A 20,065-nucleotide genomic window follows, 5' to 3' on the forward strand; every position below is an offset into this window, starting at 1 on the left:
GTCGGCCCGCCGGGCTCTCAGTCCCAGTCCGCCCCGGACTCCGACAGGTTCTCGGGCAGGCGCAGCCCGGGGCGCAGCGGAACCAGTTGGCCCTGTAGGACCATGGCCGCCGCGCCGATGGCGGGCGCGGTCGCGGCCGACGTGGACATGCGCACCTCGACCGGGTGGGCGGCGCGGGCGAAGAAGGCCCGGTCCAGCTCCTCCTGGATGACGGGCAGGTAGACCGACCCCGCCGCGGCCAGGCTCGGACCGGTCAGCACCAGCAGGTCCAGGTCCATCAGGTTGGCCATCGTGCGGACCGCCACGGCCAGGTGGCGGGCGGAGCGGTCCAACAGGGCGCGGGCGGTGGGCTGGCCCAGGCGGGCCGCGCGGACCACGGCGGTGAACTCCGCGCCCACCGAAGGCCGGACCGGGCCGCCCTCCCCGGTGAGGCCGGCGGTGCGGGCGAGCTCCCCGTCGGCACGGGCGGCCGCCACGACGGCGGCCGGACCGGCGACCGCCTCGGCGCACCCGCGTCCGCCGCACCAGCACACCGGCCCGTCCACGTCCAGGCACACGTGCCCGACCTCTCCGGCGTTGCCGCTGGCCCCGTGGTAGGGGATGCCGTTGACCAGGACCCCGGCGCCGACGCCGGTGGCCATGTACACGGCGGCGAAGATGGACGACCCGCCGACCACGCCGGACCAGTACTCGCCGAGGGCGGCGGCGGTCGCGTCGTTGCCGGGGACCACGGGCAGGCCGACCGCGCCCTCCAGTTCCTCGGCCGCGGGGTAGTCGGCCCAGTGCCGCAGCGAGGGGTGGCGGTGGAGCCCGCCGGTCGGGGAGACCAGTCCGACGCCGAGCACCCGTCCGCGGTCCACCCCGGCGCCCTCCACCAGGGCGTCCACCTGCCGGGACATGCGGGAGGTGGTCTCGGCGGGGTCCTCGTCCCGGTTCACCCCGGCGCGGGTCATCCTGGAGACCACGGCGCCGGTGAGGTCGATGAGGGCGTAGGTGATGCCGATGGGGTCGATGTGGACGCCCACGGCGTAGCGCGACTCCCGGTTGAGCCGGAGCAGGACGCGCGGCTTGCCGCCGGTGGACTCGGCGCGCCCGGTCTCCAGGACCAGGCCGTCGTCGATGAGCCTGCGGACGACGGTGGAGATGGTGGCACCGGTGAACCCGGTGGCCTCCACCAGTCCCACACGGCTGATCGTGCCCGCGGCACGGATGACGTCGAGGACCGCCGCCCTGCTCGTCGTGTGCGGAATCGCCCGTGACGGCCCGCCCAATGCCACCTCCATCCGGTCACGTCGCGCCCGCGCGCGGGGACCCGCCCCTCCGCGTCCGGCGGGCGGGCGTGGGCCAAGTGTCGCGCCCGCGCGCGGGGACGGCAACCCGGCTCCCCCGGCCGGGTTCAGAGCCGGGTGGCGCGCACCAGGACCAGCCGTTCCGGGAAGAGCACCGGCGCCTGGAGGCCCGCGCGCTCCAGCGTCCCGCCCCTGACGCGGACGCCCTCGGGGGTCCACCAGGGCAGCGGCACCCCCCACCGGTGGGCGTTGCCGTCGGGCACGTCCCCGGGCGCCTGCGGGCGGACCCGGTAGACCGCCTCCGGACGCAGGCCCGGCAGCCGGACGGGCCCGGTCGGGTACAGCTCCGAGGTTCCCGTGGCGACGATCGCGTAGAGCGCCTCGGACCCGTCCTCGGCGACCACCCCGTGCACCCGGACCGCCGGGTCCGGGTGGTCGCCGTGCACGGCGGTCCCCGTGTGCAGCAGGCCGCGCAGCTCCTTGTACGACTCCACCCACTCCCGCAGGCGGGCCAGGTCGGCGGGGTCGGCACGGGTGAGGTCCCACTCGATCCCGAAGTGCCCGAACAGGGCGGTCCCGGCCCGGAAGTCGACGGTGTGGCGGCGGTCGGTGGTGTGCGCGGTGCCCGCCCCCACGTGGGTGCCCATCAGCTCCAGCGGGACGAGCGCGTTGGTCCATCGCTGGATGTCCTGCCGCTCCAGGGCGTCGATGCAGTCGGAGACCCACACGCGGTCGGTGCGCTCCAGCACCCCCAGGTCCACCCGTCCGCCGCCGGACGAGCAGGACTCGATCTCCACGCCCGGGTGGCGGCGGCGCAGTTCGTCCATCAGCCGGTACACCGCCAGGGTCTGGCCGTGGACCCCGGCCCGCCCGGTCGGCCGGTGCCCGGCGTCGACCAGGTCCCGGTTGTGGTCCCACTTGAGGTAGGAGATCGGGTAGGCGGACAGCAGGTCGTCCAGGCGCTCCAGGACGTACGCGAACGCCTCCGGACGGGCCAGGTCGAGCACCTGCTGGGAGCGCGCCGGCCGGGGAAGCCGGTCCCCCGCGGCCATGATCCAGTCCGGGTGCGCGCGGGCCAGGTCGGAGTCCTCGTTGACCATCTCCGGCTCCACCCACAGCCCGAACTGCATGCCGAGCCCGGTGACGTGGTCGGTGAGCGGGCCCAGCCCGTCCGGCCACACCTCGTCGGAGACGTACCAGTCGCCGAGGCCGCGCCGGTCGTCGCGGCGCGAGCCGAACCAGCCGTCGTCGAGCACGAACCGCTCGGCGCCCACGCGGGCGGCGGCGTCGGCCAGCTCGCGCAGCCGGTCGAGGTCGTGGTCGAAGTACACGGCCTCCCAGGTGTTGACGACCACCGGACGCGGGGTGGAGGGGTGGTGCGGGCGCGAGCGCAGGTGCCGGTGGAAGCGGGCGGAGACCTCGTCCAGCCCGTGCCCGTGCGAGCCGTACTGCCACGGGGTGGTGTAGGACTCCCCTTCGGCCAGCACGACCTCCCCGGAGAGCAGCAGCTCGCCCGAGCCCAGCAGGGACACCGCGTGGTAGGTGCGCTCGGCGAAGGTGCGGTGGTTGCCCGACCAGGCCGTGTGCACGGCCCACACCTCGCCGGAGCGGTTGCCGGAGCCGTGCGTCCCCGCGGCCAGCAGGTGGGCCGCGTCGTAACCGGTGCGCCCGGTGCGGTTCTCGCGCACCCGCAGGCCCTGGGTGAAGGCGGTCCGCTGCGGGCTGCGCTCGCGCATGTGGCGCCCGCCGAAGTCGAGCAGCTCGACCGCCTCGGCCGGGACGGGGAGGACGAGGTTGACGGCGTCCACGGCGAAGGGGGACGCGGCCCGGTTGGTGACGGTGGCCCGCTGGCGGACCAGGCCCGAGGGGGTCAGCTCGACCACGAGGTCCAGGGAGAGCCCGGCCCGGTCGTCCTCGGCGCGCACGGTCAGGCGCCCGCCCGCCGGGGAGCGGTGCTCCACCGCGGACTCGCGCACGCGGAAGGCGGTGGAGAAGTCGGCGCCGCCCCGGTTGCCGACCAGGCCCGGCGTGCCGAGCCAGCCGGCGGACTGCTCGGGCAGCACGGCCACCTCCACCGGCCCGTCCACGGAGAACCCGACGGGCTGCGGGCTCAGCGCCAGGCGCAGGTCGTCCAGCTCCCCGCGGGAGAGGTCGCCCAGGTCCGAACCCCAGTGCAGGACCCGGGGCAGGGTCTGGCCGGTCAGGTCCAGCAGGAGGCTCGCCCCGGCGGCGCGCAGGTGGGGGAGGTCGGAGCCGCCGGAGAGGGGGCGGTGCGATGCCACGGACGCCACGTCCTTCGCGGTCGGGAACAGGGTTGACTTACTTTGTTCGGAAAAGTAAGAATCCCCGAAGTGGCTGGTTCGCGCAAGAGGGACCGCCGCCCCACGACGACCGCGACGCCCCGCGGAGCGCGCTCCGCGGACACGCCGGGCGTCCCCGCCCCCGAAGCCCCGAGAGGCACAGATGATCCGTCACACCCTGCACGACGGCTGGCAGCTGTCCGCGACGAGCGGGCCCGTCCCGGAGAACGTCGCGGGCCGCACCGTCCCCGCCCAGGTCCCGGGGAGCACCCACCTGGACCTGCTGGCCGCCGGGCTGATCCCCGAGCCCTACCTGGACAGCAACGAGACCGAGCTGGCCTGGATGCACCGCGCGGGCTGGCGCTACTCCCTCACGTTCGAGGCGGACGCGGTCGAGGACGGCGAGCGCGTCGACCTGGCCTTCGACGGCCTGGACACGGTGGCCACCGTGGAGCTCAACGGCACCGTGCTCGGCACCACCGCCAACATGCACCGCGGGTACCGCTTCGACGTGCGCGACGCGCTGCGCGCCGGGGCCAACGAACTCGTGGTCGTCTTCCGGTCCGCGCTGGAGTACGCCGAGCAGGTCCGCGGGGAACTCGGCGAGCGGCCGCACACCAACACGCACCCGTACAACATGGTCCGCAAGATGGCCTGCTCCTTCGGCTGGGACTGGGGGCCCGACCTCCAGACCGCCGGGATCTGGAAGCCCGTGCGCCTGGAGCGGTGGCGCACCGCCCGCCTGGCCCAGGTGCGCCCGCTGGTCACCGTCGGCGAGGACGGCACCGGCCGTGTGGAGGTGCACGCCGACGTCGAGTGGTCCGGGAGCGCTCCCGGTTCCGGCCTGGTCCTGTCCGCGGAGGTCGCCGGTGTGCGGGCCACCGCCGACGTGGCGCCCGGCGCGGAGAGCGGCGTGGTCGTGGTCGAGGTGCCCGACGTCCGCCTGTGGTGGCCGGTCGGCCACGGCGACCAGCCCCTGTACGACCTGTCCGTCACCCTGACCGCGGACGGGCGGGCCGAACCGCTGGGCTCCGAGAACCGCCGCGTGGGCTTTCGCACCATCACCGTGGACACCGCGCCCGACGAGCACGGCACCCCCTTCACCGTCGTGGTCAACGGCAAGCCGATCTTCGTCAAGGGCGCCAACTGGATCCCCGACGATCACTTCCTCACCAGGATCACCCGCGAGCGCCTGGCCCGGCGCGTGGACCAGGCCGTCGGCGCGCACATGAACATGCTGCGCGTGTGGGGCGGCGGCGTCTACGAGAGCGAGGACTTCTACGACGTCTGCGACGAGCGCGGCGTCCTCGTGTGGCAGGACTTCCTCCTGGCCTGCGCCGCCTACCCCGAGGAGGAGCCGCTGTGGGGTGAGTTCGAGGCCGAGGCCCGGGAGAACGTCGCGCGCCTGACCTCGCACGCCTCGTTGGCGCTGTGGAACGGCGGCAACGAGAACCTCTGGGGCTTCATGGACTGGGGCTGGCAGGAGCGGCTCGGGGACCGGACCTGGGGTTACGGCTACTACACCGACCTCTTCCCCCGCATCGTGGCCGAGCTCGACCCCACCCGGTTCTACGCCGACGGCAGCCCCTACACCCCGGGGTACGCCCCGAAGGAGGTCCACCCCAACGACGAGGCGCACGGCACGCGCCACGAGTGGACCGTGTGGAACCAGACCGACTACCGGGCCTACCAGGACCACGTGCCCCGGTTCTGCTCCGAGTTCGGCTTCCAGGGCCCGCCCACCTGGGCCACCCTCACCGACTGGGTGCACGACGAGCCCCTCACGCCCACCTCGCCCGCCTTCCTGCTGCACCAGAAGGCCGAGGACGGCAACGGCAAGCTCGCCCGGGGCCTGTCCGCCCACCTGCCCACGCCGAGGAACTTCGAGGACTGGCACTGGGCCACCCAGCTCAACCAGGCCCGCGCGGTGGCGTTCGGCATCGAGCACTTCCGGTCCTGGTGGCCGCGCACCGCGGGCGCCCTGGTCTGGCAGATCAACGACTGCTGGCCGGTCACCTCCTGGGCGGCCGTGGACGGCGAGGAGCGGCCCAAGCCGCTCTGGTACGGGCTGCGCCGCGCCTACGCGCCGCGCCTGCTCACCGTCCAGCCCAGGGACGGGCGCCTGGTGCTGGTGGCCGTCAACGACACCGACGAGGCCTGGTCGGAGCCGGTCAGCGCGCAGCGCCAGACCTTCGGGGGCGAGGTGCTGCACACCGCTAGGATCGAGCTGGCCGTGCCGCCCCGTTCCGCGGCGGAGTTCGACCTGGCGCGGGAGCTGCTCGCGGCCGGGGACGCGAAGGAGGAGGTGCTCGTGGCCGCGACCCGCGACGCCCGCCTCGTGCGGCCCTTCCGCGAGGACGTCCACCTGTCCTACGACCCCGACGCGCTGACCGCCGTCGCCGCGCCCGTGGAGGGCGGCTACCGGGTGGAGGTGCGCGCCTCGTCCTTCGCCAGGGACGTCTCCGTCCTGGCCGACCGGGTGGCCCCCGACGCCGAGGTGGACGACATGCTCGTGGACCTGCTGGCCGGGGAGACGCACAGCTTCCTGGTGCGCACCGACGCGGAGGTGGACCCGACGGCGCTGACCGCCGCCCCCGTCCTGCGCTCGGCCAACTCCCTGCGCGCGCGGCGGGCGTGATGGACGGGTCCGGGACCGGAGGCGCGGTCGGACTGGTCCTGGCCAGGCCGCGCCGCCTGCTGAGCGCCGAGCCCTTCTTCATGGAGTTCATCGCCGGGATCGAGGAGCGGATGGCCGAGCGCGACATGTCGGTCCTGCTGCACCTGGTGACCGGCCGGGAGGCCGAGCTGGCCGCCTACCGCCGGTGGGCGGAGCGGCGGCTGGTGGACGCGGTCGTGGTGGTCAACCCGATCGAGGGGGACGAGCGCCCCGCCGTGCTGCGCGAGCTGGGCCTGCCCGCCGTGGTGGCGGGCAGCCCGGTCCCGGACCCCGCCGCGCCCACCGTCCTGACCGACCACGTGTCCCCGGTCCGGACGGCGCTGGAGCGCCTGCTGGAACTGGGGCACCGGCGCGTCGCCCGGGTGAGCGGGCCGGTGGAGCTGCTGCACACACGCGCCCGCACGGAGGCCCTCGCGGAGGGCTGCCGGGCGGCCGGGGTCCCCGCCCCGGTGGTCCTGGAGGGCGACTACTCCCACGAGGCGGGCGCCCGGCTCACCGCCGAGCTGCTCAAGCGGGAGGACCCGCCGACGGCGGTCCTGTACGACAACGACGTGATGGCGGTGGCCGGGCTGGAGGCCGCCCGCGGCCTGGGCGTGCGGGTCCCCGGGCAGCTGAGCCTGGTGGCCTGGGACGACTCGAACATGTGCCGCCTGGCCGAGCCCGCGCTCACCACCATGAGCGTGGACGTGTACCGGTACGGGGTCGCGGTCGCGGAGTCGGCCCTGGAGTGCGCCGACGGGACGGCCGTCGCGCAGCGGTGGTCGCCCGCGGCGCGCTTCGTGCCCCGGGGCAGCACCGGCCCGGCGCCCGCCGGGGAGTGACCGCACCGGCCCGTCGCCACGGCGGCTTGTCGGTCTGTCGACGGGGCGACCTGTCGACAGGCCGACATGTCGCTCCGGGGCCGCGCTCCGGCCGCCGGAAGCCGGTCCGGGAAACGCGAAGGGCCGGTTGCTCCGTGCCGCGCACACCGTGCGTCGGCTCGGACCAACCGGCCCTCGCTACCTCTACCGGTCCCGCGCTCACCTGGGTGAACGTGGACCTCGTGCGGTGGAGGAGGGATTTGAACCCTCGAAGGGTTGCCCCTTACCCGCTTTCGAGGCGGGCGCCATCGGCCACTAGGCGACTCCACCGCGAGACACTCTACCGGATACGGCGCCGTGCGAAAAACCGGCTCAGGAGATCGGAGCACCTGTCCGAGAGCTCCCGCGGCACCAGGTCCGGCGGGACGACCTCCGGGCGGTGGTTGAGACGGGGGTCGCGGACCGCGTCCCACACCGACCCGGCCGCTCCCGCCTTGGCGTCCCTCGCGCCGTAGACCAGCCGGTCCACGCGGGAGAGCACCGTCGCGCCCGCGCACATCGTGCAGGGTTCGAGGGTGACCACCAGGGTGCAGCCGCCCAGCCGCCACTCGCCGCGCGCGCGTGCGGCGGCCCGCAGCGCCAGCACCTCGGCGTGCGCGGTGGGGTCGCCGGTGGCCTCGCGCTCGTTGCGCCCGGTGCCCAGGACGGCGCCGTCGGCGTCCAGCACGACCGCGCCCACCGGCACGTCGCCCGTCTCCAGGGCGGCCTCGCCCTCGGCGATCGCCGCGCGCAGCGCGGCGTCGAGGACGTCCCGTCCGATCACAGCCTCATACCGTCGAGGATCTCGGCGAAGCCCGCGCGCTCGGCCACCACGGCCAGGACGTCGCTGGGCAGGACCCCGCCGCCGACGGACAGGGAGCGCAGCTCCTCCTCGGTCAGGCCCAGGTCGGAGAGCAGCCCCCCGTCGCCGTCGGGCCGCGGGTCGGGCCGGGCTCCGGCGCTCTCGGAGGGCGGCGGCGCGCCCAGCCCTCCGGCCTCGGACAGCACCGAGGCCAGCGGGTGGTCGTGCACCACCCGCGCGTCGGAGAGGTACACGCGCGGCTCACCGCCGTCGTCGTCGGCGCGCACGATGGCGAACCACTCGTCGTCGGCCTCCACGAGCAGGATCGAGACCTCGCTGCCCCGATCGGTCGCGAAGTCGAGCATCAGTTCGGTGACGTCGTCGATGACGTCCACGTCCCCGAGTTCGACCTCGGTTCCCCGCCACGTCCTCCCGTTGGGAGCGAAGACCGCTGCGAAGGTCGACACCGCGTGCTCTCCTGTCCGCCCGGATGCTCTTCTAGAGCAGGTCCTTACCCCATACCGTCCAGTACACGCTGGAAGGACTGGGCGAATCCCAGCCGCTCGGACACGCTGGCCAGCACCTCGTCGGGGTACAGGTCCAGATCGCCCGCCAGGGCGCCCAGCTCCATCTCGTCCAGCCCGAGGTCGGCCACGATGGACAGGTCGCCCGCGGGCAGCACCTGGTCCAGGTCGTCGTCGTCCGGCTGGTCGATGTCCAGGTAGTCCAGGACGTCCCGGGCCACCTGCCAGTCCACGGACGCGGTCACGTCGGACAGGAAGAGGGAGACGTCCTCACCGTAGACGCGCACGATGATGAAGAAGTCGTCGCCGACCGAGACCAGACCGAGGGAGCCGCTGATGCTCGGCTGCTGGCGCAGGGCGTGGATCAGCCCCTTGAGGTCGTGCGTCAGGGTCACGGGGAGCAGGTCGACGTCCCAGTACTCCTCTTCCCTGTACGCGATGGCCGCGAAGTCGCCCGAGTCGTCGTCACCATGATCGAGCACTGTCATCGTCACCCCAACCCGGCCGGTGTATCGGTGCGGACGAAGGAATCCCGGATCGCCCGTGCGAGTGACATGGTAACGATCACTCCGGTGCCACCGTCCCCCTTGGTCCGCGTCATTCCGGACCACGCTCTCATGAGAACCGGATCCCCGCTGCCCCTCCGCCGCTCCCGCGCCCCTCGGGCGGCCCCGGCCGCGCGGCCGCACCGGTCCGGAGCGGGGACCGCGCGGCCCTCGGCGCCTCCGGTCCGGTGGGTGCGCGCGGTTAGACTCGGGCAGGCCTCCTCCCCAGCCACCGTCTTGTTGTCCCAGCTCAACCGGAGAACGCTTTGGAAACCCTGGTCGTCGACCACCCCCTGGTCGCGCACAAACTGACCACCCTGCGCGACGTGGGTACCGACTCCCCGACCTTCCGGCGCCTGACCGACGAGTTGGTGACCCTGCTCGCCTACGAGGCGACCCGGGACGTCCGAGTGACGGACGTCACCATCCGGACCCCGCTCGTGGAGACCACCGGAACCCAGCTGACGCGCCCCACGCCGCTCGTGGTGCCGATCCTGCGCGCGGGCCTGGGCATGCTCGACGGGATGACCCGCCTGCTGCCCACCGCCGAGGTCGGCTTCCTGGGGATGGCCCGCGACGAGGACACCCTCCAGCCCGCCACGTACGCCGACCGGCTGCCGCAGGACCTGTCCGGCCGCCAGTGCTACGTGCTGGACCCGATGCTGGCCACCGGCGGCACCCTGGCCGCCGCGCTCAGGCTCCTGGTGGAGCGGGGCGCCGACCACATCACCGCGATCTGCCTGCTCGCCGCCCCCGAGGGCCTGACCGCGGTGGAGCGCCGGCTCGCCGAGGAACTGGACCCCGACCACGGCGCGACCCTGCGCGTGGTGACGGCCGCGGTGGACGAGCGGCTCAACGAGCAGGGGTTCATCCTGCCGGGCCTGGGCGACGCGGGCGACCGCCTCTACGGCTGCGCCTGAGGCACACCCGCCCCATCCACCCCCAGCGCCCACCGGATCACGGTTGGGCGCTTTTTCGGCTCTTTTTGCGGCCGGAGGAATGAACGACCGAAAATCGGGCATGCCTGCTGCCGACTCCCCTGTTCGCCCAGGTGGACACGGCGATCCGGCGCAAGCGCCGACACGGCTTTGCATTAGCCGAATTCATTTCGAGACGGTAATGTAACAGAGAGGAGCGAGGATGGTTCCCGCACGCCCGTAAGCGGAGACCAGCCGGACCGAAACACCCCCTCACCCCAGACCCCTCTCCTCAGCCCGCTGACGCCACACGCCCGCGCCTCCTCCGGCGCGACGCTTCGTCCACCCTCCAGCGGCTACCGAAAGATCCCGGAAGAACACACAGCGCGACCCCCGTAGCCCCCAAGGAGTGAGATGACCGAGAACCCCTCCACCTCGACCGCCCGCGACTCTCGCTTCGAACCGGTGCGGAGCCGGTTGGCCGAGGAGTTCTCCGAGGTGCACCACACCTCCACCGTCACGCGGTGCGTGGACGCGGCGCGGCACGGCGCCGAGGACGTGACCGGCAAGGCCACCCCCGACCTCGTGGAGCGGATCGCCCGACAGCACCTCCAGGTGCTCGCGCTGGCCTTCGCCGAGCAGTCCTAGCGAATCCGAGCAGGTCCTACCGAGGTTTTCGGCCTGTCCGAACTCCGGTGACCTGGACAGGGGGCTATGAATTACCCCCTTATATCCAGCAGTGTCCTTAATGTCATAGTCCTCGGTGGACCTGAACCACATTCCGGACCACCAATCACTGGGTTACCAACACCACCGGAACCGGACACAGCCCGCATGCGAGGAAGGTCCGACATACCGCCACGCCGAGGGTGCGCCTCAGGCTTTACGGGCATGATGGTCGGTGCGACAATCACTGCTGGGTTGGTGGGTCAGGTGGATTCCAAGGGGAGTCAGTCGTGGCGAAGTTGAAAAAATGGGGCGGCTACGCGCTCATCGCTTTCGTGGCGTTCTATCTGTTCACACAGCCGGAAAGCGCCGCGGGGGTCATCGAGAGCGCTCTGGGCGGTCTGATGGGGGGCGCGGAGTCGATGTCCCGTTTCGTCAACGCGCTCCTGTAACCGGAACGGTCGGGTGGCATGCGGCTCGTAGCGTCGAGTAACAGCGCTCCTGCGTCGGTCAACCGCTACCTCCTGCCGCACGAGCAGGACGTGGTGACCATCCGTCGGCACCCCGCGGTGCTGATCGGTCCGGTCGGAGCGGTCCTCGGCGCGCTGATCCTCGCCGGGATCCTCAGCAACACCTCCATCGCCGCCAGCGCAGCGACGCTGGCGATCATCTGGTGGGTGTGGCTGCTGGTGTTGGTGTGGTTCGTGTGGCGGGTAGCGGAGTGGTCGGTGGACTACTTCGTCATCACCTCCGCACGGCTCCTGCTGACCACCGGCCTGATCGTCCGGCAGGTGAACATGATGCCGCTGGGCAAGGTCACCGACATGAGGTTCGAGCGGACCCTGCTGGGCCGCTTCCTCGGTTACGGGACCTTCGTGATGGAGTCGGCCGGTCAGGACCAGGCCCTGAGCCGGATCGACTTCATCCCCTACCCGGAGCAGCTCTACCTGGAGGTCGTGGGGCTCATCTTCAAGGAGTGACCGCCGCACCTCAAGGCCCACGCGGAGCACCCGCCGTCCCGGCGGGTGCTCTCGCTGTGTCAGGGCCCCTGCGGGGCAGGCGGTAGGCGGGCCGCGGCCTCCGCACACGGCCGGGCCCTCCGGTGCGGTGGCGCCGCCGCACGGCGCCGGGCACGCGGCGACCGGACCACAGGACGGCCCGGACCGAGCATCCGCCCTCGCGCTTCGTTCACCTTCCGTTCACCTTCCCTTCGAGTGACATACTCCTGCCCTCGACACAGGTCAGCGGATCGTCACGCAACGCGTTCGACGCACCACGCATAGAACTTCCCGACGTGGGCAGATCTCCCAACAGGCCTCACCCGGAGGCCGAGCCCCGATGGACCAAACCCGCGAACTCCGGCGAATTGACTCGAAGGTGAACGTACGGTTAACTTGGGACATCTGAAACGGAAACGAGGAGGGTCCCATGGCGCGCAGGACGGACCGTGCACCCCACCCCACTCGGTTCTCGACGACCCGCCGGCGCATCCGCCTCTCGGCTGGGACCAACCGCCTCTCCGGTCTCGCGACCGAGCCGGTCAACGTCCCGCAGCCCCGCGAGGACGCCGACGCGACGACGTCGGGACACCCGATCATGCACTGGGTGCTGGTCACCGACGACAAGGGTCGGAGCCGCCCCGAGGTCCGCTGGCTCTAGCCAGCGGCTCGAACGAAGGCCTCCCCGCCGGATCCTCCGGACGGGGAGGCCTTCGTCGTTGGCCCCGCGGCCGACCGCGCCCTCCGTACGGACGGGCCCGGTCAGTGAAGGGCCGTGCCGGGCCCGGGGCACGGGTGCGCGGCGGACCGAGGCGAGTGGAGGGGGCCGCCCCGGGGGGCGGCCTCCTCGTCGTGCGCGGAGTCCGCGCGGGCCTCCCGGCGACGCCCTCCCGGCGCCACGTCCCTTTGTCGACAAATCGGCTTGACCATAAAGAGCAAAGTGGTTAGCCATTACAGGGCCCCTGCCGCCCCGAATCCCGTGATGTCGGTCTCACGGAAGCCCGCTTGACGGCCAATAAAACGAGACGTATCGTCTTCCACATGAGGCTGATCTTCCTGTAGTCCCGCGTCCGACGCCCGAGCCGCCGCCGCCAGCGCCCAGTGCCGCACGGCGACCTCCCCGCGCTCCCCGGCGTCGCCGTACCGCGGTCGACCACGGAAGGCCTCACCGTTCCCCTCCTCGGACCCGCGCCATCGCCGCGCCCTGTCCGAAACCCGGAACGCCAGCGCCCCACCGTCGATCCGCGGTTCCTCTCCCAGCCACACCGCAGATCAGGAGGCGCGCATGCTCACCGCCCGAGTACGAGCACAGTCCCAGCTCACCCTCAACGACATCACCCACCGCTACGGCGACCACACCGTGCTCGACCGTGTCACCCTCACCATCAGCCCCGGCGAGCGCGTCGGGATCATCGGCGACAACGGCTCGGGCAAGAGCACGCTGCTGCGCCTGCTCGCCGGGGAGGAGGAGCCCACCAACGGCGACCTCACGGTCCGGGCTCCGGGAGGAACCGGCTACCTGCCGCAGACCCTGGATGCGGTGGGGGTCTCCACCGGCACCGTCGGCGACGCGATCGACTCCGCCCTGGCCGTCCTGCGCGACATGGAGGCGCGCCTGCGCGCGGCGGAGAGCACGCTCGGCTCCGCCACCCCGGAGGAGCTGGACGCCTACGGCGACCTGCTCGCCCGGTTCGAGGCGCGAGGCGGCTACGACGCCGACGCGCGCGTCGACGCCGGACTGCACGGGCTGGGCCTTCCCGGCCTGGACCGCGACCGCCCGCTGAGGACCCTCTCCGGCGGGGAGCGCTCGCGCCTGGCTCTGGCCTCGATGCTGGCGGCCTCGCCCGAACTGCTCCTGTTGGACGAGCCCACCAACGACCTGGACGACCGCGCGGTCGCCTGGTTGGAGGACCGGCTCCGCCGCCACCGGGGCACGGTCGTGGCCGTCACCCACGACCGGGCGTTCCTGGCCAACGTGACCGACACCGTCCTGGAGGTCGACCACGACCTGCGCCGGATCCACCGGTACGGCAACGGCTACGACGGGTTCCTGGCCGCGAAGGCCTCGGCCAGGGCCCGGTGGATCCGCGAGTACGAGGAGTGGAGGGCCGACCTGGCCCGACAGCGCAGGCTGGCCGAGAACAGCATCGCGGCTCTGAAGGCCATCCCGCGCAAGATGGAGAAGGCCGCGTTCGGCCACGGGGCGTTCAAGATGCGGGGGGCCGCGCACGGTTCCATGGGCCGCGTCCGCAACGCCAAGGAGAGGGTGGAGAGGCTGACCGCCGACCCGGTGGCACCGCCGCCGGTACCGCTGCGGATGACCGCCGGGTTCACCGGCTCCCGCACCGGTGAGAGCGCTCCGGCCGCCTCGCTGGAGGGGGTCCGTGTGGACCACCGCCTGGAGGTGCCCCGCCTGGACCTCGCTCCGGGCGAACGCGTGCTGGTCACCGGGCCGAACGGGGCGGGCAAGACCACCCTGCTCCGGCTCCTGTCCGGGGACGCGGTCCCCGACGAGGGGCGGGTTTCGGTCCCCGGCCGGGTGGGTTACCTGCGTCAGGAGGACGGTTCCTTCGCCGCCGGACAGACCGTCCTCGGCGCCTACGCCGCGGGGCGGCTCGGGTTCGCCGAGGACCACCGGGACGAGCTCGCCTCGCTCGGGCTGTTCCGGCCCGGGGAGCTGGACCAGCCGGTGGCGTCCCTGTCGGTGGGCCAGCGCCGCAGGATCGAGGTCGCCCGGCTGACGTCGGGGGCCTACGACCTGCTGCTCCTGGACGAGCCGACCAACCACCTCTCGCCCGGTCTCGTGGAGGACCTGGAGGAGGCGCTGACGCGTTACGAGGGCACGCTGGTGGTCGTCACCCACGACCGCAGGACCCGGCAGCGCTTCACCGGCCGCCACCTGGAACTACGGGAGGGGATCGTGGTCAGCGACTCCTCGTGAAGCGGACGTAGCGCTTTGTCGACAAATCGGCTTGGCCATAAACCGCTATTACGACTAGCCGATATCCGGGGCCCGCTGCGCGGCGGGCCCCGACGCGTCGGTCTAGCCGGGCGCCATGTCCACGAACCGGCTGTAGTGGCCCTGGAAGGCCACGGTCACGTCCGCCGTGGGGCCGTTGCGGTGCTTGGCCACGATGATGTCCGCCTCGCCCGCGCGCGGCGACTCCTTGTCGTGCACGTCCTCGCGGTAGAGCAGGATGACCATGTCCGCGTCCTGCTCGATCGAGTTGTGGACGTTGATCCCGTCGGCCACGAAGTTGTGCGTGCCCTCGACCGTGGCGTCGAAGACCTCGCGCTCCCCCAGCGGCTCGATCTCCACGATCTCGTCCCAGAAGACGTCGTTGGTGGCCAGGAGTTCGAGTTCGGCGTCTTCCAGGACACCGGCGACGCGTGAGAGCCGGGTCCGGCTGGGAGCGTGTTTCCACAAAGTGCTCCCGCAGAACTCCGTCCCCATGGCGGAGGCGAACTCCCGATGGGTCATCTTCTGCGCCTGGATGCCCATCCGGACCCTGTCCCACACCTGGACTGGAATCGTGTCCAGGTTCGTGTTCGACTTTCTTTCGGCGAGCCCGGCCATGCAGACGGCCAACTGCTCCGCCCGTGCTCCGTGGCAGCCGACCAGCTCGGCGAACCGCCGCTGGTTGTCGATACCGTAGATGTCCAGGGTGTGGCAGACGCGGTGGGTCCCCTTCCGGCTCTGCTTGATCCGGGTCATGATGTTGAGCCGTGCCAGCAGCCTGGCGACGTCGTCAACCAGGCGACGGCTCGTGGTGGCGTAATAAATCCGAGCCTGGTTTCCCCGCTGGTTCCAGTACGCGCATCCGTCAGTAGCCCAAAGATGCCTAAGGAACAGGGCGACCTGCCGGTTCGAGAGGGAGAAGACCTCGTCGGGTACGAACTTCTCGTGGCTGCGCAATCCGAACAGCCCCAGTTCGTCGAGCCAGGCGGCGATGGGGTTACGCTTCCCATGGGTCAGCCTGAAAGGTGCCGGCAGCCTGAGCGTGGTCGTCCGCGCGGCGGCGTAGTCATCTCGCACAGCTGTGACACCGAAGTGCCGGGCGGCCTCCTCCACTACAGACAGGTTCGCCTCGTCGGTGTTGGCATAGCGGATCGGCTGACGGCGCACGAAGGAGCCGTCACCGATGAGATGGGCGAGCATGACCACCTTGGCTTCGGGCCACTCGGTGGTGCGCTCCGGTTCGGGGATGCTTCGTGCCACGGCGACCTTACCGCCGATCCTGAGGCTTTCCAGGGCTTCCCACCCGTCGATGGTGAGGAACGGGTGGTTCCCGGAGGCGGTGACCTCGCGCCCTGAAGCCAACCGCAGACGAAACACCTCCTTCACCCCGCTGGAGAAGACATGCGTCAGGGTGCGGGGGACCAGGCGAAGACGTTCGTCGAGCGACCAGACCGGAACGTCGCGCTCCCCTCTCTGGAAGAGTTCCCCCATGGTCACCTCGGCGCCGGTGTCCGCACGCAGAACCCGGGTCTCCGCGACCAGACATCCCGATTCGCGAAGGTCGGACACCTGCGGGCGTTTGTCGGTGCGCTGCTCGGGGCCTCGGTTGAGCTGGGAGAGCGCCACCACCGGGACCTCCAGCTCCTTGGCGAGGAGCTTGAGGGACCGGGACATCTCCGAGACCTCCTGCTGGCGGCTCTCCACCCGGCCGGGCGAGCTCATCAGCTGGAGGTAGTCGACGATGACCAGCTTGAGGTCGTGCTGCTGCTTGAGCCGTCGGCACTTGGCCCGGATCTCCATCATCGACATGTTCGGGGAGTCGTCGATGAACAGGGGCGCGTTGGCCACCTCGCCCATGCGCCTGGCCAGGCGGGTCCAGTCCTCGTCGGTCATCAGACCGGAGCGCATGGTGTGCAGGGGCACCCGGGCCTCCGCCGACAGCAGGCGCATGACGATCTCGTTGCGCCCCATCTCCAGGCTGAAGAAGACCGCGGTCATGTCGTGCTTGATGGACGCCGCGCGCGCGAAGTCCAGCGCCAGCGTCGAGTTGTGGGTGGGGACCATCGACCGGGTGGCCAGGAACAGGTGGTCCGGGTGGTCCACCTGGACGCAGCGGACCGGAACGCTCTCCACCGGTCGCACCTCGGTGACGAACCGGGAGCCGATCCGCGCGTAACCTCGGTCGGCGCCGCGCTCCCGGTGCGCACGCCTCTTGCGTTCGAGCCGGAAGACCTCGTCCCTGGAGCCGAAGGTGACCGTGTAGCAGGTGGATGACTCCTCCGACCGGCCGCCGACCCGCCTGGTCGACATCCCGGTGCGGTACCCCAGGCTGTGCGCCAGCTCCCGGAAGCCGTTCGCCAGGCGCTGGTTGGTGACCGCGAACTGCACGGAGCCGGTGGCGTTCACCGTGCCGTCCGTGTCCAGCAGACCGGCGAGGAGGGCGCGCCGCTGGTCGGCCGAGGCGCGCAGGTACTCCTGGGGGATGTGCTTGTTCCCCAGAACCCCGAGGGTGCGCAACCGCGCCTGGACACTGCCGTGGCTGGCGACGCGCTCACGGGCCGCGGGCGCGGTGTCCTCCTCCGGCAGGAAGACACCGTAGGTCATGCCGGTGGAGCCGACCGGCTTGGTCACGAGTCCCTCGGCCTCGATGTTGAGCAGGACCTCGGGGTCCGTGCTGGTGACCCGGGCGGCGGAGGAGGCTCCGTCACCGAGCCAGGCGCCGAGGAAGTAGGGCGGCAGGGGGAGATCGCGTTCGGACAGCTCGATCGCCGCCGTGTTGACCACGGAGTGGTTCAGCCTGCGGTCGGCGGTCTCCGTACGCAGGGTCCGGGCGATCTCCCTGGTGGTCCGCACCTCGGGCAGCACACGGGGAACAGTGCCCCTGGCCCCGGCCTCCTGGGCCGCGCGCCGCGAGGCCCGCGTGTGGGTCAGCCACTGGTGGTCGCCGTCGGCGACCACGGCGGTGCCGTCGTCGAACACGACCTCGAAGCAGGGCCGCCCGGTCATGACCTCGGTGGCGGCGACCACCCGGGTGGGTGTCCCGTCGGCGGCGATCAGCTCGGTGCCGACCTCCACCTCCCCCATGGTGGTCCATCCGCCGGGTGTCGGGAGGGGCGTGTCCAGGGCCAGCGCCTTGCCCACGGCGGGGCGGGCGGCGATGATGACCATCTGGCCGGGGTGGAGGCCGTTGGTGAGGGCGTCGAAGTCGGCGAAGCCGGTGGGCACGCCGGTCATGGTCCCGTCGTTGGCGCCGATCGCCTCGATCTCGTCCAGGGCGCCCGGCATGATGTCGGCGAGCGCGACGTAGTCCTCGCCGGTGCGCTTCTCCGCGACCTTGTAGATCTCGGCCTGGGCGTGGTCGACCAGGTCGTCCACCTCGCCGTCCCCGGCGTAGCCGATCTGGGCGATGCGGGTGCCCACCTCGACCAGGCGGCGCAGGACCGCGCGGTCGGAGACGATCTTGGCGTAGTAGCCCGCGTTGGCCGCGGTCGGGATGGCCTCGGTGAGGGTGTGCAGGTAGAGGGCGCCGCCGACCCGGGTGGCCTCGCCGCGCTTGGTCAGCTCGGCGTTGACCGAGATGGCGTCCACGGGCTCGCCGCGGGAGAAGAGGTCGACGATGCTCTCGTAGATGATCTGGTGCGCGGGGCGGTAGAAGTCGGCGGAGCGGATGATCTCCACGACCTGCGTGATGGCGTCCTTGGACAGCAGCATGCCGCCGAGCACGCTCTGCTCGGCCTGGATGTCGTGGGGCGGGGTGCGCTCGTATCCGCCTTCTTCAGGTGGCTGCTCAGCGACACTCACGAACGCTCCCCCGGGACGGTACCTGCGTCGACCCGGGAACGGGCCGACCCTTCCAGGATGCCCCATGGCGGACGCCGGAGGCGCCTCGGCCGGAGGTTGTGGACACGTCCCTTACCACCATGCCCGGTGCCCCGCAGGGCATCCCGAACCGGGGTTGTGCACATCACCTGTGGATAACTTTGCCACGACCGCTGCATATAGCCTTTGACCTGCCAAAACGCAGGATGCAGCCAGGGGGTGCAAGATGTCTCACAGGGCGCGTTTCCACAAGTTATCCACAGGCTTCGGACGGGGTGTGGATAACTCCACACCCGCGTAGAACGCGTGTCCGATACTGTGTGCTGGTCATGCCACAACTGCTTTCGGCCGCCCCTTTCCGGCACCGCCACGACCGCGAGATCCTCGCCCTGGCGGTCCCGACGTTCTTCGCGCTCATCAGCGAGCCCCTGTTCCTGCTCACCGACTCCGCGATCGTCGGCACGCTGGGCACCGAGGCCCTCGGCGGCCTGGGCGTGGCCGGGCAGGTGCTGCTCACGCTCGTGGCCGTCTGCGTCTTCCTCGCCTACGGCACCACCGCGGCGGTCTCGCGCAGGTTCGGCGCGGGCGACGTCCCCGGGGGCGTGCGGGACGGCGTGGACGGGCTGTGGCTCGCGGTCCTGCTGGGCCTCGCGGCCGTCGCGATCGGCTGGCCGCTCGGCCCGGTGATGGTGGAGGCGCTGGGCGCCTCGCCCGACGTGGCGCCCCACGCCCTGACCTACCTGCGCATCAGCCTGCTCAGTACGCCGTTCCTGCTCATCGTCATGGCGGGCACCGGTGTGCTGCGCGGCCTCCAGGACGCCCGGACCCCGCTGGTGGTGGCGGTCTGCTCCTACGTCGCCAACGCGGCGCTGTGCGCGGTGTTCGTGCTGGTCCTGGACTGGGGCATCGCGGGTTCGGCCTGGTCGACGGTGCTGGCCCAGGGCGGGGGCGCGTTCTGGTACGTGATGACGATCGCGCGCGCGGCCCGGCGCGAGGGCGTGTCGCTCATGCCCACGACGGCGGGCCTGCGCGCCTCGGCCTCGGCGGGGTTCGCCCTGTTCCTGCGCAGCGTGTCGATGCGCGTGGTGGCCCTGGTGACCACGGCGGTGGCGGCCCGGCTGGGCGACGCTTCGATCGCCGCGCACCAGGTGAGCCACAACATCTGGGCGCTGCTGGTGTTCGCCATGGACGCGATCGCCATCGCCGGGCAGTCCATCGTGGGCCGCTACCTGGGCGCGGGGGACGTCCAGGGCACCCGGGACGCCACGCGGCGCATGGTGGAGTGGGGCGTGGGGCTGGGCCTGGTCTTCATGGCGCTGGTGTTCCTGGTGCTGCCGTGGGCGTGGATCCCGTTCACCTCCGACCCCGATGTGCGGGTCCTGCTCACGGCCTCGCTGGTGGTGGTCGCGCTGTTGCAGCCGCTGAGCGGGGTGACCATGGTGCTGGACGGCGTGCTGATGGGTGCCGGGGACCAGCGCTACCTGGCGTGGGCTTCCCTGTGGACGATGCTGGTCTTCCTGCCGTTCGCCCTGGTCCTGCCGCGGCTGGCGGACGGCCCCCTGTGGGCGCTGGTGAGCCTGTGGATCGCCTTCGGGGTGTGGATCCTCGCCCGTGCGGTCACCCTCGGGTTCCGGGCCCGGAGTACGGCCTGGCTTGTCACCGGCGCGTACCGGCCCTGACCAGGGGCCCGCCACGGCGCGGCCGTGACGGGCCCGGTGCCCGTGTCCCCC

At 71.9% G+C, this 20,065-nt stretch carries 15 protein-coding genes and 1 tRNA gene; 9 read left to right on the top strand and 7 right to left on the bottom strand.

Annotated elements, in window-relative coordinates; genetic code table 11:
• Nucleotides 1-17: 17 nt before the first annotated feature.
• Both EV372_RS10590 and EV372_RS10595 read right to left on the bottom strand, forming a co-directional pair.
• The gene (locus EV372_RS10590; RefSeq protein WP_130395875.1) at nt 18-1,271 is read right to left on the bottom strand and encodes an ROK family transcriptional regulator; all 1,254 of its coding nucleotides are present in this window, start codon (nt 1,269-1,271) and stop codon (nt 18-20) included.
• A 125-nt stretch (nt 1,272-1,396) separates the two neighbouring features.
• The gene (locus EV372_RS10595; protein ID WP_130395876.1) at nt 1,397-3,580 is read right to left on the bottom strand and encodes an alpha-galactosidase; all 2,184 of its coding nucleotides are present in this window, start codon (nt 3,578-3,580) and stop codon (nt 1,397-1,399) included.
• Between the two features lie 172 nt (nt 3,581-3,752).
• On the opposite strand from EV372_RS10595, the gene EV372_RS10600 reads away from it, so the two are divergent.
• Nucleotides 3,753-6,227, top strand: coding sequence for a glycoside hydrolase family 2 protein (locus EV372_RS10600; protein WP_130395877.1), 2,475 nt, complete (start codon nt 3,753-3,755; stop codon nt 6,225-6,227).
• Complete coding sequence (locus EV372_RS10605; RefSeq protein ID WP_130395878.1) at nt 6,227-7,087, top strand: substrate-binding domain-containing protein; 861 nt, start codon at nt 6,227-6,229, stop codon at nt 7,085-7,087. The genes EV372_RS10600 and EV372_RS10605 overlap by 1 nt, the downstream gene beginning before the upstream one ends.
• Before the next feature lie 224 nt (nt 7,088-7,311).
• On the opposite strand, the gene EV372_RS10610 is transcribed toward EV372_RS10605, so the two are convergent.
• The 4 genes from EV372_RS10610 to EV372_RS10625 form a co-directional block, all read right to left on the bottom strand.
• Nucleotides 7,312-7,396: transfer RNA gene (locus tag EV372_RS10610), tRNA-Ser, on the bottom strand.
• Nucleotides 7,397-7,406: 10 nt separating this feature from the next.
• The gene (locus EV372_RS10615; RefSeq protein WP_013155819.1) at nt 7,407-7,889 is read right to left on the bottom strand and encodes a nucleoside deaminase; all 483 of its coding nucleotides are present in this window, start codon (nt 7,887-7,889) and stop codon (nt 7,407-7,409) included.
• Nucleotides 7,886-8,374: a tRNA adenosine deaminase-associated protein gene (locus EV372_RS10620; protein ID WP_013155820.1), complete on the bottom strand. Its 489-nt coding sequence runs from the start codon at nt 8,372-8,374 to the stop codon at nt 7,886-7,888. The genes EV372_RS10615 and EV372_RS10620 overlap by 4 nt, the downstream gene beginning before the upstream one ends.
• A gap of 44 nt (nt 8,375-8,418) precedes the next feature.
• Nucleotides 8,419-8,919: a tRNA adenosine deaminase-associated protein gene (locus EV372_RS10625; protein ID WP_013155821.1), complete on the bottom strand. Its 501-nt coding sequence runs from the start codon at nt 8,917-8,919 to the stop codon at nt 8,419-8,421.
• Nucleotides 8,920-9,242: 323 nt separating this feature from the next.
• On the opposite strand from EV372_RS10625, the gene upp reads away from it, so the two are divergent.
• The 6 genes from upp to abc-f all read left to right on the top strand — a co-directional run bounded on the left by upp (nt 9,243) and on the right by abc-f (nt 14,498).
• On the top strand, nt 9,243-9,896 hold the full coding sequence (gene upp / locus EV372_RS10630) for a uracil phosphoribosyltransferase (protein ID WP_130395879.1): 654 nt from the start codon (nt 9,243-9,245) through the stop codon (nt 9,894-9,896).
• 411 nt (nt 9,897-10,307) lie between these two features.
• Nucleotides 10,308-10,541 (top strand): hypothetical protein, encoded by a 234-nt coding sequence (locus tag EV372_RS10635; protein WP_019609506.1) that lies wholly within the window; start codon nt 10,308-10,310, stop codon nt 10,539-10,541.
• A gap of 308 nt (nt 10,542-10,849) precedes the next feature.
• Entirely contained in the window at nt 10,850-11,011 is a 162-nt protein-coding gene (locus tag EV372_RS29020) for a hypothetical protein (RefSeq protein WP_013155824.1), read from the top strand.
• 18 nt (nt 11,012-11,029) lie between these two features.
• Nucleotides 11,030-11,539: a PH domain-containing protein gene (locus EV372_RS10640; RefSeq protein ID WP_130395880.1), complete on the top strand. Its 510-nt coding sequence runs from the start codon at nt 11,030-11,032 to the stop codon at nt 11,537-11,539.
• A gap of 448 nt (nt 11,540-11,987) precedes the next feature.
• On the top strand, nt 11,988-12,218 hold the full coding sequence (locus EV372_RS10645; protein WP_013155826.1) for a hypothetical protein: 231 nt from the start codon (nt 11,988-11,990) through the stop codon (nt 12,216-12,218).
• A 624-nt stretch (nt 12,219-12,842) separates the two neighbouring features.
• Nucleotides 12,843-14,498, top strand: a complete 1,656-nt coding sequence (gene abc-f / locus EV372_RS10650; protein ID WP_130395881.1) for a ribosomal protection-like ABC-F family protein — start codon at nt 12,843-12,845, stop codon at nt 14,496-14,498.
• A 102-nt stretch (nt 14,499-14,600) separates the two neighbouring features.
• On the opposite strand, the gene EV372_RS10655 is transcribed toward abc-f, so the two are convergent.
• Entirely contained in the window at nt 14,601-18,317 is a 3,717-nt protein-coding gene (locus EV372_RS10655; protein ID WP_130395882.1) for a replicative DNA helicase, read from the bottom strand.
• Between the two features lie 347 nt (nt 18,318-18,664).
• Between EV372_RS10655 and EV372_RS10660 the strand changes: the two genes are divergently transcribed.
• The gene (locus EV372_RS10660) at nt 18,665-20,014 is read left to right on the top strand and encodes an MATE family efflux transporter (protein WP_130395883.1); all 1,350 of its coding nucleotides are present in this window, start codon (nt 18,665-18,667) and stop codon (nt 20,012-20,014) included.
• Nucleotides 20,015-20,065: the final 51 nt, after the last annotated feature.

Source organism: Nocardiopsis sp. CNZ308 (genome assembly GCF_004217075.1).

Bases quoted from the DNA above. Each gene is read 5' to 3' on its own strand.
- EV372_RS10600 (WP_130395877.1), top strand. From the start codon at position 3,753: ATGATCCGTCACACCCTGCACGACGGCTGGCAGCTGTCCGCGACGAGC.
- EV372_RS10605 (WP_130395878.1), top strand. From the start codon at position 6,227: ATGGACGGGTCCGGGACCGGAGGCGCGGTCGGACTGGTCCTGGCCAGG.
- EV372_RS10625 (WP_013155821.1), bottom strand. From the start codon at position 8,919: ATGACAGTGCTCGATCATGGTGACGACGACTCGGGCGACTTCGCGGCC.
- EV372_RS10635 (WP_019609506.1), top strand. From the start codon at position 10,308: ATGACCGAGAACCCCTCCACCTCGACCGCCCGCGACTCTCGCTTCGAA.
- EV372_RS10640 (WP_130395880.1), top strand. From the start codon at position 11,030: ATGCGGCTCGTAGCGTCGAGTAACAGCGCTCCTGCGTCGGTCAACCGC.
- EV372_RS10645 (WP_013155826.1), top strand. From the start codon at position 11,988: ATGGCGCGCAGGACGGACCGTGCACCCCACCCCACTCGGTTCTCGACG.
- abc-f (WP_130395881.1), top strand. From the start codon at position 12,843: ATGCTCACCGCCCGAGTACGAGCACAGTCCCAGCTCACCCTCAACGAC.
- EV372_RS10660 (WP_130395883.1), top strand. From the start codon at position 18,665: ATGCCACAACTGCTTTCGGCCGCCCCTTTCCGGCACCGCCACGACCGC.